General features: G+C 70.5%; 13 protein-coding genes. 5 read left to right on the top strand and 8 right to left on the bottom strand.

Annotated features, from left to right (window positions below; all coding sequences use genetic code 11):
• Positions 1 to 5: 5 nt before the first annotated feature.
• Both B2363_RS02570 and ybaK read left to right on the top strand, forming a co-directional pair.
• Positions 6 to 1,178, top strand: coding sequence for a benzoate/H(+) symporter BenE family transporter (locus tag B2363_RS02570; RefSeq protein ID WP_286928220.1), 1,173 nt, complete (start codon positions 6 to 8; stop codon positions 1,176 to 1,178).
• A 56-nt stretch (positions 1,179 to 1,234) separates the two neighbouring features.
• Positions 1,235 to 1,723, top strand: a complete 489-nt coding sequence (gene ybaK, locus B2363_RS02565) for a Cys-tRNA(Pro) deacylase (protein WP_181756804.1) — start codon at positions 1,235 to 1,237, stop codon at positions 1,721 to 1,723.
• On the opposite strand, the gene B2363_RS02560 is transcribed toward ybaK, so the two are convergent.
• From B2363_RS02560 to B2363_RS02545, 4 genes are all read right to left on the bottom strand, one after another.
• On the bottom strand, positions 1,701 to 2,213 hold the full coding sequence (locus B2363_RS02560; RefSeq protein ID WP_286928218.1) for a hypothetical protein: 513 nt from the start codon (positions 2,211 to 2,213) through the stop codon (positions 1,701 to 1,703). The genes ybaK and B2363_RS02560 overlap by 23 nt on opposite strands.
• Complete coding sequence (gene dnaE / locus B2363_RS02555) at positions 2,210 to 5,749, bottom strand: DNA polymerase III subunit alpha (RefSeq protein ID WP_286928216.1); 3,540 nt, start codon at positions 5,747 to 5,749, stop codon at positions 2,210 to 2,212. The genes B2363_RS02560 and dnaE overlap by 4 nt, the downstream gene beginning before the upstream one ends.
• 162 nt (positions 5,750 to 5,911) lie before the next feature.
• Positions 5,912 to 6,736: an ABC transporter permease gene (locus tag B2363_RS02550; protein ID WP_181756801.1), complete on the bottom strand. Its 825-nt coding sequence runs from the start codon at positions 6,734 to 6,736 to the stop codon at positions 5,912 to 5,914.
• Positions 6,733 to 7,692, bottom strand: a complete 960-nt coding sequence (locus B2363_RS02545; protein WP_349680430.1) for an ATP-binding cassette domain-containing protein — start codon at positions 7,690 to 7,692, stop codon at positions 6,733 to 6,735. Before B2363_RS02545 ends, B2363_RS02550 begins: the two co-directional genes overlap by 4 nt.
• Positions 7,693 to 7,807: 115 nt before the next feature.
• Here B2363_RS02545 and B2363_RS02540 point away from each other — a divergent pair, with 115 nt between their 5' ends.
• The 3 genes from B2363_RS02540 (at position 7,808) to B2363_RS02530 (ending at position 11,086) form a co-directional block, all read left to right on the top strand.
• Positions 7,808 to 8,950 (top strand): putative T7SS-secreted protein, encoded by a 1,143-nt coding sequence (locus tag B2363_RS02540; RefSeq protein WP_286928215.1) that lies wholly within the window; start codon positions 7,808 to 7,810, stop codon positions 8,948 to 8,950.
• 113 nt (positions 8,951 to 9,063) lie between these two features.
• Entirely contained in the window at positions 9,064 to 9,717 is a 654-nt protein-coding gene (locus B2363_RS02535; RefSeq protein ID WP_286928214.1) for a class I SAM-dependent methyltransferase, read from the top strand.
• 1 nt (position 9,718) lies between these two features.
• On the top strand, positions 9,719 to 11,086 hold the full coding sequence (locus B2363_RS02530) for a hypothetical protein (RefSeq protein ID WP_286928212.1): 1,368 nt from the start codon (positions 9,719 to 9,721) through the stop codon (positions 11,084 to 11,086).
• On the opposite strand, the gene B2363_RS02525 is transcribed toward B2363_RS02530, so the two are convergent.
• The 4 genes from B2363_RS02525 to lspA form a co-directional block, all read right to left on the bottom strand.
• Positions 11,071 to 12,294: a pyridoxal phosphate-dependent aminotransferase gene (locus tag B2363_RS02525; protein WP_181756796.1), complete on the bottom strand. Its 1,224-nt coding sequence runs from the start codon at positions 12,292 to 12,294 to the stop codon at positions 11,071 to 11,073. The two genes, B2363_RS02530 and B2363_RS02525, sit on opposite strands and share 16 nt — an antisense overlap.
• Positions 12,295 to 12,379: 85 nt before the next feature.
• Complete coding sequence (locus B2363_RS02520) at positions 12,380 to 12,973, bottom strand: hypothetical protein (protein ID WP_286928209.1); 594 nt, start codon at positions 12,971 to 12,973, stop codon at positions 12,380 to 12,382.
• A 508-nt stretch (positions 12,974 to 13,481) separates the two neighbouring features.
• The gene (locus B2363_RS02515; protein ID WP_376785941.1) at positions 13,482 to 14,423 is read right to left on the bottom strand and encodes an RluA family pseudouridine synthase; all 942 of its coding nucleotides are present in this window, start codon (positions 14,421 to 14,423) and stop codon (positions 13,482 to 13,484) included.
• Complete coding sequence (gene lspA / locus B2363_RS02510) at positions 14,420 to 14,941, bottom strand: signal peptidase II (RefSeq protein ID WP_286928207.1); 522 nt, start codon at positions 14,939 to 14,941, stop codon at positions 14,420 to 14,422. The genes B2363_RS02515 and lspA overlap by 4 nt, the downstream gene beginning before the upstream one ends.
• Position 14,942 lies beyond the last annotated feature (1 nt).

Here is a 14,942-nt window from a genome sequence, read left to right as displayed (position 1 = left end):
ACAGCGTGTCCCACTCCCCCACCGACGCGCACTGGCAGCAGCCGGTGACGGCGGGCGCGGTCACGGCGCTCGTGGGCTTCACCTCGTCGTTCGCGGTGGTGCTGGCCGGCCTGCGAGCCGTGGGGGCGACCCCGGCCCAGGCCGCCAGTGGCCTGCTGGCGCTGACCCTGGGCTTCGGCGTGCTGATCATCGCGCTGGCCCTCGTGCACCGCGTCCCCGTGACGCTCGCGTGGTCCACGCCCGGCGCGGCACTGCTCGTGTCCACCGGGTCGGTCGAGGGCGGTTGGCCCGCCGCGGTGGGCGCCTTCGTCGTGACCGGCCTGCTGATCGCGCTCATCGGCGCGGTCCCGGCGCTGGGGGCCCTCGTCGCTCGGATCCCCACCGAGATCGCCCAGGCGATGCTCGCCGGGATCCTGCTGCAGCTGTGCATCGCGCCGTTCGTGGCCCTGGCCGACGCCCCCGGCTACGTCGCCCCCGTCATCGTCGCGTGGGTCGTGGCCAGCCGGATCGCCCCGCGCTGGGCCGTGCCGGTGGCGCTGCTGGTCGCGATCGGCGCGATCGTCGTGGCGGCGTCCCGCTCCGGTGAGTCCCTCGACACCGCGTCGCTCGTCCCCCACCTCGAGTGGACCACGCCCACGTGGACGTGGCCCGCGATCGTCGGCATCGCGCTGCCGCTCACGATCGTCACGATGGCCTCGCAGAACCTGCCGGGCGCAGCCGTGCTGCGCAGCTTCGGCTTCTCCGTGCCGTGGCGGTCGTCGGTCGTGTCCACCGGGCTCGGCACCGCGGTCGTGGCGCCGTTCGGTGGTCACGCGATGAACCTCGCGGCGCTGTCGGCCGCGCTCGCCGCGGGCGAGGAGGCCGGCCCCCGGGAACGGCGCTGGATCGCCGCCACCTCGGCCGGCGTCGGCTACCTCGTGATCGCCGGCGCCGCGGGTCTCGTCGTCGCCCTCGCCGACGTCGCGCCCCCGGGCATCATCGAGGCGGTGGCCGGACTGGCCCTCATCGGGGCGCTCGTCGCCTCGCTGCAGGGTGCCTTCGCGCACGAGCGTCACCGCACGAGCGCCGGGCTGACCTTCCTCTTCGCCGCCTCCGGCGTCTCGCTCCTGTCGGTCGGCGCCGCCTTCTGGGCCCTGCTGCTGGGGCTCGCGGTCCGCGCCACGCTGGAGCGCGACTGACAGTTTTCCCGCTTAACCGGGGAAACTGCACCCCGGACGGCGGTAGCCTCACGCAGGTGGTCAACAAGAAAGTCGGCGACGCGACCCCGGCGCTCGCGGCACTGCACCGCGCAGGCGTGACGGTCACCGCCCACGCCTACGAGCACGACCCGCGAGCCCGCTCCTACGGGCTCGAGGCCGCCGACGCCCTCGGGCTGGAGCCGGCGCGGGTCTTCAAGACGCTGATGATCGACGTCGACGGCACGCTGGCCGTGGCGGTCGTCCCCGTCTCGGGCAGTCTCGACCTCAAGCGCGCCGCGGCGGCGCTGAACGGCAAGCGCGCGCAGCTGGCCGATGCGGCCGCCGCCCAGCGCGCCACGGGGTACGTCCTCGGTGGGATCAGCCCGTTCGGGCAGCGCCGCCTGCACCGCACGGTGGTCGACGCCAGCGCGATGACCCACCCGACGGTGTTCGTCTCGGGCGGCCGGCGAGGGCTCGACCTGGAGATCTCGCCCGACGACCTGGTGGCTCAGACCCGGGCCGTCACGGCTCGGATCGCTCGCTGACCTCGTCCGCGAGCTCCTCGTCGTCGTCTTCCCCGTCGGAGCTGAGGTAGAGCGCGAGCGTGTAGCTCAGCACCGCGACGAGCGGCCACACGAGGAACGGGACGATCCCGTCGACCGCGAACTGGGCCGACACCTCGTCGCCCACCTCCAGGCCCTTGACGCTCTCGGGCGGCGGAGGTCCGAGCCAGATCCCGAGCCGCCAGCACACGAGCGAGGCGGCGCCGGACGCCGCGGCGAGCCCGAGGACGGTCTCCCACCGTCCGGGGCGCGTGAGCCGGTGGGTGGCGACGCCCGCGAGGACGCCGAAGACGATCCCGACGACGACGAACATCGCGACAACCTGGAAGCTGCCGGTGGCGTTGACCTCGGTGAGCACGAGTCCGCGCTCGGTGGCCAGCCACTGGGAGGGCCGTCCGAAGGCCCACCACGCGACCGCCGCCGGGATTCCAGCGGCGACGACCGCCAGCAGGACGCGCGACGTGCGGGTCACGTGAGGCACCCCGGTCCGAGGAGTTCCTTCAGGTCGGCGAACAGCGACGACGTGGTGGACACCCGCAGGCCCTGGTCGAGGCGCATCGTCGTGGTCTTGCCCTGGCCGGAGAGTCTCAGGTGCACCTCGGTGACGCCCGGGTGCGCCCCGAGCACCTGCTTGAAGGCGTTGATCGTGTCCAGCGTGCAGCGCGAGGCGGCCAGGCTGACGACGAGCGGCTGGTCGGTGCGCCCCTCCCCGATCGCCGGGCGGGTGACCTCGTTCGCTGACAGGTCCATGCCGTCGTCGTTGCGCCGCACCCGGACCTTCGCCACGACGAGCGAGTCCTGGGTGAGCACCGAGGCGGCGAGGTTGTAGGCCGCGGGGAACACCGCGATGTCGACCGAGCCCTCGAGGTCCTCGAGGGTGATCGTCGCCCACGTGTCGCCCTTCTTGCTCATCCGGCGCTGGACGCTGGTGACCAGTCCGCACAGCTTCAGGACGTCGCCGTCGGGGCGGTCGCCGTCGAGCAGCGTGCCGATCGAGGAGTCCGAGTTGGCCGCCAGCACGTGCTCGAGCCCGCCGAGCGGGTGGTCGGACACGTAGAGGCCCAGCATGTCGCGCTCGAACGCGAGCTTCTGCGTCTTCTCCCAGTCGGCGATGTCCGGCACGGTGATGCCGAGCCCGTCGAACTCCTCCTCGAACGCGCCGAACAGCGAGTCCTGGCCGATGGCCGCGTTGCGCTTGATGTCGATGTACTGGTCGACCGCCTCCTCGGCGATCGAGGCCAGCGCGCGCCGGCCGTGCCCGAGGGAGTCGAACGCGCCGGCCTTGATCAGCGAGTCGAGGACGCGCTTGTTGCACACCTGCGTGGGGACCTTGTCGAGGAAGTCGGCGAAGTCGGTGAAGGCGCCCTTGGTCTCGCGCGCCTCGATGATCCCGGCCACGACGTTGGCGCCGACATTGCGCACCGCGGTGAGGCCGAAGCGGATGTCGGGACCGACCGAGGCGAAGTTCGCCACCGAGTCGTTGACGTCGGGCGGCAGCACCTTGATGCCCAGGCGCCGGCACTCGGCCAGGTAGAGAGCCGATTTGTCCTTGTCGTCCTTGACGCTGGTCAGCAGGGCCGCCATGTACTCGGCCGGGTAGCGCGCCTTGAGGTAGGCGGTCCAGTAGCTGATGACGCCGTACGAGGCCGAGTGCGCCTTGTTGAACGCGTAGTCGGCGAACGGGACGAGGATCTCCCACAGCGTCTTGACGGCGTTCGTGGAGAAGCCGCGCTCGACCATGCCGGCCTCGAAGCCGACGAACTCCTGCTGGAGGACCTCGCGCTTCTTCTTGCCCATGGCGCGACGCAGGTTGTCGGCCTGTCCGAGCGAGTACCCGGCCAGCACCTGGGCGATCTCCATGACCTGCTCCTGGTACACGATCAGCCCGTAGGTCGTGCCCAGGATCGGCTTGAGCGCCTCGGTGAGCTCAGGATGGATGTAGTCGATCTCCTGGCGGCCGTTCTTGCGCTTGGCGTAGTTCGTGTGGCTGTCCGCGCCCATCGGACCGGGACGGTAGAGCGCGATGACGGCGCTGATGTCCTCGAAGTTGTCGGGCTGCATCTGCTTGAGCAGCTGACGGATGGGCGGGGAGTCGAGCTGGAACACGCCGAGCGTGTCGCCGCGGCACAGCAGCGCGTAGGCCTCGGGGTCGTCGAACGCGAGGTCCTCGAGCACGAGGTCGATGTCGCGGTTCGCCTTGATGTTCTCGATGGCGTCGTTGAGGACCGTGAGGTTGCGCAGGCCCAGGAAGTCCATCTTGACCAGGCCGAGCGACTCGCACATCGGGTAGTCGAACTGCGTGATGACCGAGCCGTCGGCCTCGCGCTTCATGATCGGCACGATGTCCAGCAGCGGGTCGCTGCTCATGATCACGCCGGCGGCGTGCACGCCCCAGTTGCGGATCTGGCCCTCGAGGCCCAGCGCGATGTCGTAGACCTTGCGCACGTCGTGGTCCTGCGCGTGCAGGTCACGGAAGTCCTTGCCGTCGTTGTAGCGCGGGTGCGACTCGTCGAAGATGTCGGCGAGCTTCACGCCCTTGCCCATCACGTCGGCGGGCATCGCCTTGGTGATCTTGTCGCCCATGGCGAAGGGGTAGTCCAGGATGCGGCTGGCGTCCTTGACCGCGGCCTTGGACTTGAGCCGGCCGAACGTGGCGATCTGGGCCACCTTGTCGGTGCCGTACTTCTGGGTGACGTACTGGATGACCTCGCCGCGACGACGCTCGTCGAAGTCGATGTCGAAGTCGGGCATCGACGGGCGCTCGGGGTTGAGGAAGCGCTCGAAGATCAGGCCGTTCTGCAACGGGCACAGGTCGGTGATCCGCAGTGCGTAGGCCGCGATCGAGCCGGCGCCCGATCCACGACCCGGACCCACGCGGATGCCGTTGTCCTTGGACCAGTTGATGAAGTCGGCGACGACGAGGTAGTACCCGCAGTAGCCCTTCTGCGCGATGATGTCGAGCTCCATCTCGGTGCGGGCGCGCACGTCGTCGGAGAAGTCGGTGCCGTAGCGCGACTCGATCCCGCGCCAGACCTCCTGGCGGAACCAGGACTCCTCGGTCTCCCCGGCGGGCACGTCGGCACGGGCCATGTAGCCGCCCGTCGACTCGGTGAACTCGACGTCGCAGCGCTCGGCGATCAGGAGCGTGTTGTCGCACGCCTCCTTCATGCCGTGCTTGTCCTCCCACAGCGAGCGCATCTCGGCGGCGGACTTGATGTAGTAGCCGCCGCCGTCGAACCGCAGGCGCTTCTCGTCGCTGATGCGCTTGCCGGAGGCGACGCAGATCAGCGCGTCGTGGGCCGCGGCGTCCTGCGGGTGCGTGTAGTGGGAGTCGTTCGTGGCGACCGGCGGGATCCCGAGCTCGCGGCCCAGGCGCAGCAGGTCGTCGCGGACCCGGCGCTCGACGGAGATGTCGTGGTCCATCAGCTCGAGGAAGAAGTTCTCCTTGCCGAAGATCTCCTGCAGCTCGGCGGCCTCGCGCCGCGCCTCCTCGTACTGCCCGAGACGCAGCCGGGTCTGGACCGCGCCCGACGGGCAGCCGGTGGTGGCGATGAGCCCGTTCGAGTAGGTCTCCAGCAGCTCGCGGTCGGCGCGCGGCTTGTAGTAGTAGCCCTCGAGGCTGGACAGCGACGACAGCCGGAACAGGTTGTGCATGCCCTCGGTGGTGGAGGCCCACATCGTCATGTGGGTGTAGGCGCCGCCGCCGGCGACGTCGTCGCCGCCCTCCTCGGCCGCGTTGCCGCGGCCCCAGCGCACCCGCTTCTTCTCGCTGCGATGCGTGCCGGGGGTGAGGTAGGCCTCGAGGCCGATGATCGGCTTGACGCCGTGCTTGCGCGCGGTGTTCCAGAAGTCGTAGGCGCCGTGCACGTTGCCGTGGTCGGTCATCGCGATCGCCGGCATCTCCTGCTCGGCGGTGCGTTCGAACAGCCCACCGAGCAACGAGTGTCCGTCGAGCATCGAGTACTCCGTGTGGACGTGCAGGTGCACGAAGCTCGAATCACTCGCCATGGTCGCCGTCGGCCTCCGCTACGTCGTTCGTTCCCCGCCCGGGGACAGGTGTCGGGCCGCCAGAGGAGCCGGCGGCCGAGGGGTCGGGGAAGGACTCCAGACTACGTGAGCGCCCGACCGAAGTCGGTAGGCACGCCCGCGTGGGAGTCCTCCCCCGATGCGCTACTTGGTGGACGCGCGCTGGTAGGCCCGCACCGACAGCGGCACGAACACCGCGACGATCAGCACGACCCACAGCAGCGTGTACAGCACCGGGTTCTGCAGGCTCCACGCGTCGGGCACCGGAACCCCCACGGGAACGTTGCCGAAGAGCTCGCGCACGGCCTGGGTGAGCGCCGAGACGGGGTTCCACTCGACGAACGGCTGCAGGAACGGCGGGAACGACTCGGTGGGCACGAACGCGTTCGAGACGAACGTCAGCGGCATGATCACGATGAACGACGCGTTGTTGATCACGTCGACGCTGGGCACGATCAGCCCGACCCAGGCCATGATCCAGCTGATCGCGTAGGCGAACACCAGCAGCAGCACGAACGCGGCCAGCATCTTGGGGATGCCCTCGTGCGCACGCCAGCCCACCAGCAGGCCCGTGAGCGCCATGATGATCAGCGACAGCACGTTGTAGACCACGTCGGCGCCGGTGCGCCCGACCAGCACCGCCGAGCGCGACATCGGCAGCGATCGGAACCGGTCGATGAAGCCCTTCTGCATGTCCTCGGCCATCGCCGCGCCGGAGAACGTGGCACCGAACACCACCGTCTGGGCGAAGATGCCGCCGATCAGGAACTCCTTGTAGTCCAGACCCGGTCCGGCATCGATGGCGCCGCCGAAGACGTAGGCGAACAGCAGCACGAACATGATGGGCGAGATCAGGACGAACACCATGATCTCGGGAACGCGCTTGATCTTGATGAGGTTGCGCTTGGCGCACACCCAGCCGTCGCTGAGGACGCGCATGGGCGCGCTGCGCTCGGTGATGATGGTCATCGTCCAGCCTCCTGCTCGGTCGTCTCGTCCTCGGCCTGGTGACCGGTCAGGGACAGGAACACGTCGTCGAGGGTGGGCCGTCGCAGCCCGATGTCAAGGACGTCGATGCCGGCCGCGCGGATGTTGCCCAGCACCTGCATCAGGTCGTCGGCACCCGAGCCGCTGACCGCCGCCGAGAGCGCCCGGTCGTTCTGCGCCACGTCGCCCTTGGCGACCTCGGCCAGGAAGTCGTGGACACGGGGCGCCTGCTCCACGTCGTCGACGACGACCTCGATCCGCTCGCCGCCCACCTTGGACTTGAGCTGGTCGGCGGTGCCCTCGGCGATGGAGCGGCCGCGGTCGATGACGATGATGTTGTCGGCCAGCAGGTCGGCCTCCTCGAGGTACTGCGTGGTGAGCAGCACCGTGCCGCCGTTCGCGACGAGGTCGGCGATCACCTCCCACATCTGCTGACGGCTGCGCGGGTCGAGGCCCGTGGTGGGCTCGTCGAGCACGATCACCGGCGGCTCGGCCACCAGCGCGCCCGCGAGGTCGAGCCGGCGCCGCATGCCGCCGGAGTAGGTCTTCGACGGCCGGTCGGCCGCGTCGGACAGACCGAACCGCGCGAGAAGGTCGCGCGCCCGGGCCCCGGCCGCCTTGGCCTTCATCCCGTACAGCCGCCCGACCATCTCGAGGTTCTCGTAGCCGGTGAGGTACTCGTCCACCGCCGCGTACTGGCCCGAGAGGCCGATTCGCCGGCGCACCCCGTCGGGGTCGGTCAGGACGTCGACCCCCGCGACCGTGGCCTGGCCCTCGTCGGGGGTGAGCAAGGTGGTGAGGATGCGGACCGCCGTGGTCTTTCCCGCACCGTTGGGCCCGAGCAGTCCCAGGACGGTGCCCTCGGGCACCGCCAGGTCGAGACCGGCCAAGGCCTCGACGTCGCCATAGCGCTTGACCAGTCCCGTCGCGCGGATCATGTCACTCATCCTCCGATCATGGACGAAGGGTCCGACAGAAATAAGCCCTGACGGGACGAGACCTGCGATCGGTGGTAGGAATGGGCCAGCATTTCGACGAACTCGGGGGTTCATCATGGTGGCCGACCTGCAGCAGGTCCTGCGATTCGATCCGGACGCGCTCGAGATCCCGGGAGATCCCGAGCGCCTGCGCGGGGGCGCGCAGAAGCTGGAGGACTTCATCACCGGGCTCACCGACGTGGGCAAGCGGCTCCGCGAGGCCGACGCGCCGAAGGAGTCGAGAGGGCCCACGGTCCGCGCCATGTCCCGCGTGGCGGGCACCATCGGACAGGTGCTCGAAGCTGATGCCGAGCAGCTCTCCGACCTGGCCGAGACCGTCCGCCGCCAGGCCGACCGCCTGACCGACGCCCAGGGCACGGTGGAGGAGGCCCGGCGCCGCTGGCGTCAGGCGCGCCAGGAGCTGCGCGACCAGGTCGACGACCTCAACGAGCGGGTCGCGCAGGCCGAGCGCGAGCGGAACGAGCGCATCGAGCGCGAGGAGCGTGAGGAGAGGGCCCGCAAGGACGGCAAGGGTGACGGTCATGGCGGCGGAGGTGGCGGGGGCGGCGACCGCGAGCGTCGCGATCCCGAGCCGCCCACCGAGGCGGCCCAGCTGATCCGCGCCATGGACCAGCAGGTGCTCAACCAGGTGGACGGTCCCCTGCGCCGGCTCGCCGGTCTGGAGTTCACCGACCGCCACGGCGCCGTGGCGATGGCGATGGACGGCAAGGCCGACCAGATCGCCGAGCGCTACCGCCAGAGCGTGCAGGCGATCTTCGACGACATCGTCGAGGCGCTCCGCCAGGTCCACCGGGTCGACGAGCAGCTCGTGGAGCAGCTCCCCCGCCGCGAGAAGGCCCTCGTCGCGGTGGCGCAGACGCCCGACCAGCAGACGGCACCCGACCTGACCCGCGTGTCCCGTCCCGAGGACCTCACCACCGTCGGCGAGCAGCTGCAGGAGTGCGCGCAGGCCCTCAACCGGGCCGACGAGCAGATCCCCGACATCCGGATCGCCATCCGCGAGGGTCGCATGACGCCCGAGGACGAGCAGATCGGCAGCATGAACGGGTTCCAGCGCACGTGGAAGGAGCACCTCGACCAGGTGCGCGAGGACCTCAACCACGCCCGCAAGGCCGGTGACGAGATTGCACGCGAGCTGCGCGAGCTCGACGAGCGCGGGGCCCGCGAGGTCCGCCGCGCCTTCCGTCAGGCCGACTGAGCCGGGCGCACAGCCGGCTTCGCGAAGGTCCTCTCCCCGGACCTGCGAACCGTGTACGTTAACCGGACGTTCACGTACGGTTCGCGTGCGTGACACCGGACCCAGGGGGAAGCATGGCCCGCGCCGCCGACCGGCTCGACGCCCCGCAGGAGCGCGACGACTACTGGAACGCCTACTACGCCGACAGAGGCGTGGCGCGTCCCCTGCCGTCGCAGTTCGCCGCCTTCGTGGCGGGCGAGCTCGACCAGCCGGCGCGGATCATCGAGTTCGGCAGCGGGTCCGGGCGCGACACCTTGTTCTTCGCAGCGCACGGTCACGACGTCACGGGCGTCGACGCCTCCAAGGCCGCGGTCGAGGCGTGCACCGCGGAGGCCGCCGACCTGGGCCTCGACGTCGAGTTCCTCGCGGCCACGATCGACCAGGACGGCCTCGCGGCGCAGCTGCGCGTGAGTCCCGGCACCACCGTGGTCTACGCCCGCTTCTTCGTCCACGCGATCACCGACGAGGAGCAGACCGCGTTCCTCGACCTGGCGGCGTCCCTGACGTCCCCCGGCGACCGGCTGGCCGTCGAGTACCGCACTCTGCGCGACTCCAGCGGCGCCAAGGTCACCGGCAGCCACTTCCGCCGATTCGTCGACCCGACCTCGTTCAACGCCGAGGCGGTCCTGCACGGATTCGACGTCACGTACGCGGTCGAGGGCTTCGGCTTCGCGAAGTACCGGCAGGACGACGCCTACGTGGCACGGGCGCTGTTCCTGAGGCGGTGACGTGACCTCCCTCGAAGCGGCGCTCCGCCGAACCATCGGCGAGGTGAGCGCCCGGCTACCGGACTTCGACTTCGTGGGCCCGGGCGGTCAGCTGCGGGTCGACCTTGGCCCCACCCTCGTCGACCGGGTGCGGGTGGACCTGCTCTCCCCCGGGGTCCTGCGCCTGCAGTCCCTCGGCATCGTCACGACGGACGGTCTTCCGCCCGACGCTCTGGCGAGTCGCAGCACCGTCGTCGTGAGCAGCTGGTCCGCGGGCCGGCAGGAGGCCTTCCGGCCGTCCCGTCTCCTGGACCCCGATCACCGGGACGGCCCGATGATCCAGACGCAGCACGACGACCGCCCCTGGGCGGAGGTCACGTTCGACGAGCCCGTCGAGGTCGCCGCCGTGCAGCTGCGCGCGATCGACGCCCGTGCGGCGGTCGAGGATCGCGACATCCGGGTGCAGGTCGGCTCCCCCGGAGCGGAGCTCGTGACCGTCCACGACGCGCGCGAGCGCCGGGAGCTGCTCCACACCCTCCTGTCCGAGGCTGCCGCGCAGGTGCCGCCAGAGCTCCGGTCCGAGTTCGTGATGCTGGTGGGTCCGCTCGAGATGACCATCGCCGGCGACTACCGCGACGCCCGGGCCGCGATGAAGCAGGTCGCGAAGAAGGTCCCCGACGAGGCGCGACGCGCCTTCGCGCGCGTGGTCTCCGACGACGTGCTCCTCGGGCGGTCGCTGGAGTGGACCGCCCACGGCCCGACCCGGTCGTTCCGGTTCTGGTCCGAACGGGAGAAGGTCGACTACGTCCGCTTCACGGTCTCGGTCGCCGAGGCGCTGCGCGAGCTCACCCCGCACGTGTGCTTCGGCTACGGCGCCGCGCTGGCGGTCGTCCGCGACGGCGACCTCATCCCCCATGACGACGACCTCGACCTCATCGTGGCGTTCGAGCCCCACGAGGCGGCCACGTTGCCCGAGGCGCACGCCCGCGTGGAGGAGTTCCTGGGCGCCCGCGGCTTCGCCGTGAAGGGTGACTTCTTCGGCCACCGGCACGTCGCCCCCGCCACCGGAGAGAAGAGCGTCGACGTGTTCTCGGCGCTGTTCGAGAGCGACCGCATCGCGTGGTACCCCGGCACCCGGGGAGCCCTCGACCGCTCGACGATGTTCCCCACCGGCGAGGGCGAGCTGCTCGGCGTCCGGTGCCCGCTGCCGGCCGACCCGGTGGCGTACCTCGAGACGATCTACGGGCCCGGCTGGAGCACGCCCGACCCGGGGTTCAAGCACACGTGGCGCAAGCGGGACTTCGCCGACCAGACCGTGGCGCCCGCCCCTTCGGAGCCGGAGCCCGAGCGCCGCGGCTGGCTCGCCCGCGTGCTTCAGTCCTGGCGGTAGGTGCTGAGGAAGTTTCCCATCCGCTGGATCGCCTCGGCGAGGTCGCGCGACCACGGCAGCGTCACGATCCGCAGGTGATCGGGGTCGGGCCAGTTGAAGCCCGTCCCCTGCGTGAGGAGGATCTTCTCGCTCATCAGCAGGTCCAGCACGAAGCGCTGGTCGTCCTTGATGGGGTACACCTCGGGATCCAGCCGCGGGAAGGCGTAGAGCGCCCCGCGCGGGGTGACCACACTGACGCCGGGGATCTTGCGCAGCTCGTTGACGGCGGTGTCACGCTGCTCGAGCAGGCGACCGCCGGGCAGGATGAGCTCCTTAATCGACTGGTAGCCGCCGAGCGCCACCTGGATCGCGTTCTGCGCCGGCACGTTGGGGCACAGGCGCATCGAGGCCAGCAGCGTGAGCCCCTCGAGGTAGTCCTCGGCGCGCTCGAGCGGACCGGTCACGACGAGCCAGCCGGCGCGGTAGCCGCACACCCGGTACGCCTTGGAGAGGCCGTTGAAGGTCAGGGTCAGCACGTCGGGCGCGACGCTGGCCATGGGGATGTGCACGGCGTCGTCGTAGAGGATCTTGTCGTAGATCTCGTCAGCCATGAGGATCAGGTCGTGCTTGCGCGCCAGGTCGGCGATCGCCGTGAGCGTCTCGCGACTATAGACCGCACCCGTCGGGTTGTTCGGGTTGATCACGACGATGACCTTGGTGCGGTCGGTGATCTTGGACTCGAGGTCCTCGAGGTCGGGGTTCCAGTCGTTGTCCTCGTCGCACCGGTAGTGCACCGGCCGTCCGCCCGCGAGGTTGGTGACGGCGGTCCACAGCGGGTAGTCCGGCGTGGGGATCAGCACCTCGTCGCCGTTGTCGAGCAGCGCCTGGAGGGCGATCTGGATCAGCTCGCTGACGCCGTTGCCGAGCCAGACGTCGTCGATGTCGATCGCCGGGAAGCCGTCCTGCAGCTGGTAGTGGTGCACCACCGCGCGGCGGGCCGACTGGATGCCGCGGGAGTCGGAGTACCCCTGCGCCGTCGGCAGGCCGGCGATGACGTCCTGGAGGATCTCCGACGGCGCGTCGAAGCCGAACGGCTGCGGGTTGCCGATGTTGAGCTTGAGGATCCGGTGGCCCTCGGCCTCCAGCTGGGCGGCTCGCGCGCTGACGGGGCCGCGGATGTCGTACAGGACATCCCTCAACTTCTCCGACTGGCGCACGACAGGGCTCATGCGCCCATTGTGCCGGACGGCCTCCACGGGAAGCGCTGGCAGTGACGATTGCGGGCGCGACACGCCGGTCACGATGCCGTGAACGTCACCGCCAGCGCTGACCCGGGCCCCACGAGCGGAACCATGAGGGCTGCTCGAGGGTCCAGTCGCGACGGTGGGAGAGCCGGGCGTCGCGGTGTCCGAGCCGGATGCGACTCACGAGGCCCTGAACGTCCCTGTGGTCGAGCGACGTCGCACGGACCACGACCAGGCCCGCGCGCTCGAACCGCTCCTCACGGACGTTGTCGTCGGAGTGGTTCTGCGCGTCCCGGTGGTGAGCGCCATCGGTCTCGATGACCAGCCCGGTGTCCTCGTCGAGGAGATCGGCGACCCCGAGCAGGGCTCCCGATGGACCGAAGACCGGTGGATTGACCAGGAGCGCATCAAGACCGGCATCCAGCTGCGCGACCAGTCTCGTCCGGGTCTCCAACGGACTCGCGCTGCGCTCCGATCCCAGCAGCAGTGCCCGCTTCGCCCGAACGATGCCCCGTGTCTTGCGGTGGGAGCTCACCACCTGCTGGACCGCACGCAGCGAGGTGTGCGCGGTTTCCCTCACTCCCGAGACGGCCGAGTCCAGGGCGACGACCGCTGCCCGGAGGGAAGGAGCGAGACGCATCTCGTCGTACACGGCTCGCGCCATGGTCGTCACGGGAACGCCCTCCAAGGACGTCACCTCGTGGTCCCACACGGCGGTCCGGCACGGCTCCACGACCGCGCGGCGGCGCATCTGCGTCCCGGCGCCACAGTGCACCAGAGCCGGGCGCAGCTCCTCGCCGCCGCCATCGAATGCGTCATTGCCTTGGAAGCGCAGTGAGGCCCATCCGCCGAGAACGCATCCGTGACTCATCAGGCCTATCGCGTCAGCGACGCGTCCGTCAGCCTCTCCCACCGCCATGCCGGCCGGTCGCCACAGACCGTGTGCACGCTGTTCCCACATCCGGCCTCGCAACTCGTCGGGCGTTGCCGGCACGACACGAGTTCTCGCGGTCGCGAAGATGGGCTCCATGACCCGCAAGCGTGGGGCCCTCCAGCCGCCGCTGCCCGTGTTGTCCACACCCGATTCCGTGGGCGTGACGTTTCGGGGGTGCTCACCGGCGTGTCGGCCCCGCAAACGTCACTGCCAGCGCTTCCTGCGCCCGGTGTCGGACTCAGTCGAGGTCGCGGACGACGTCCAGCGCGCGCTGGAGGTCGTCGGGGTACGGGCTCTCGTACTCGGCCCACTCGCCGGTGCCGGGGTGGGTGAACCCGAGCCGCACGGCGTGGAGCCACTGCCGCTCGAGGCCCACGCGCTTGGCGAGCACCGGATCGGCGCCGTAGAGCGGGTCGCCGACGCACGGGTGCTTGATCGCGGCCATGTGCACGCGGATCTGGTGGGTGCGGCCGGTCTCGAGCTTGATCTCGAGCAGCGACGCGTAGCGGTGCGCCTCGAGCGTGTCGTAGTGCGTCACGCTGGCGCGGCCGTCGGCGCGCACCGTGAACTTGAAGTCGTGCTTGGGGTGGCGGGCGATCGGTGCGTCGATCGTGCCCGTGTGCGGGTCGGGGTGACCCTGCACGAGCGAGTGGTAGGTCTTGTCGACCGTGCGGTCGCGGAAAGCCTGCTTGAGGATCGTGTAGGCGCGCTCGGACTTCGCCACCACCATGAGCCCGCTGGTGCCCACGTCGAGCCGCTGCACGATGCCCTGCCGCTCGGGGGCGCCGCTGGTGGAGATCCGCACGCCCACGCCGGCCAGGTGACCCGAGACCGTGGGGCCGTCCCAGCCCACGCCGGGGTGCGCGGCCACGCCGACGGGCTTGTCCACGACCACGATGTCGTCGTCCTCGTGCACGATCGACATGCCCTCGACCTCGGTGGCGACAACCACGGCACGCCGCGGAGCCGGGATGGTGGCCTCCATGAGCGCACCGTGCTCGACGCGCTCGGACTTGATGGGCGCGGTCCCGTCGAGCAGGACCAGTCCCTCGGCGACCAGGTCGCCGGCCCGCGTGCGGGAGACGCCGAACAGCCGCGCGAGGGCGACGTCGACGCGCTCGCCGGCCAGGCCTTCCGGGATGTAGACGCTACGCACCTCGGTGGTGTCGTCCGATGTCACGAGTCCTCCAGGGTGCCGTCGAAGCGGTGACCCCGCCACGACCGCCAGATGATGATCACGGCCGCCACCGTCAGGGCGATGTCGGCCACGTTCCCGACGAAGAACCCGGCGTAGTCGATGAAGTCGACGACGTGGCCCCGCAGGAACGACGGCTCACGGAAGAGCCGGTCGATCAAGTTTCCCACGGCGCCGCCCAGGAACAGCCCGAGCCCCACCGCCCACCAGGGATCACGCAGCCGAGGGGCGATGACGACGAGCGTGACGGTGACCGCGATCGCGATCAGGCTCAGCACGATCGTGTAGCCGGCTCCGGTGCCGAGCGCGGCGCCGGGGTTGAGCACGAAGCGCAGGCTCAGCAGATCGCCGAGCAGGGGGATGGCGTCGCGCCCCTCGAGGCGCGCGACCGCCCACCACTTCGTGAGCTGGTCGACCAGCACGACCGCCAGGGCCACGCCGGCGAAGAGGCCGACCCGGCGCCGGCCCAGGGGCTCGGCCGCCGGGTCCGTGGACGGGGTCACG

This window comes from Aeromicrobium sp. UBA7512 (assembly GCF_002476985.1).
Lineage (GTDB): Bacteria > Actinomycetota > Actinomycetes > Propionibacteriales > Nocardioidaceae > Aeromicrobium > Aeromicrobium phoceense.
The sequence above is the reverse complement of the archived record's forward strand: the minus strand, read 5'-3'. Positions and strand labels throughout refer to the sequence as shown.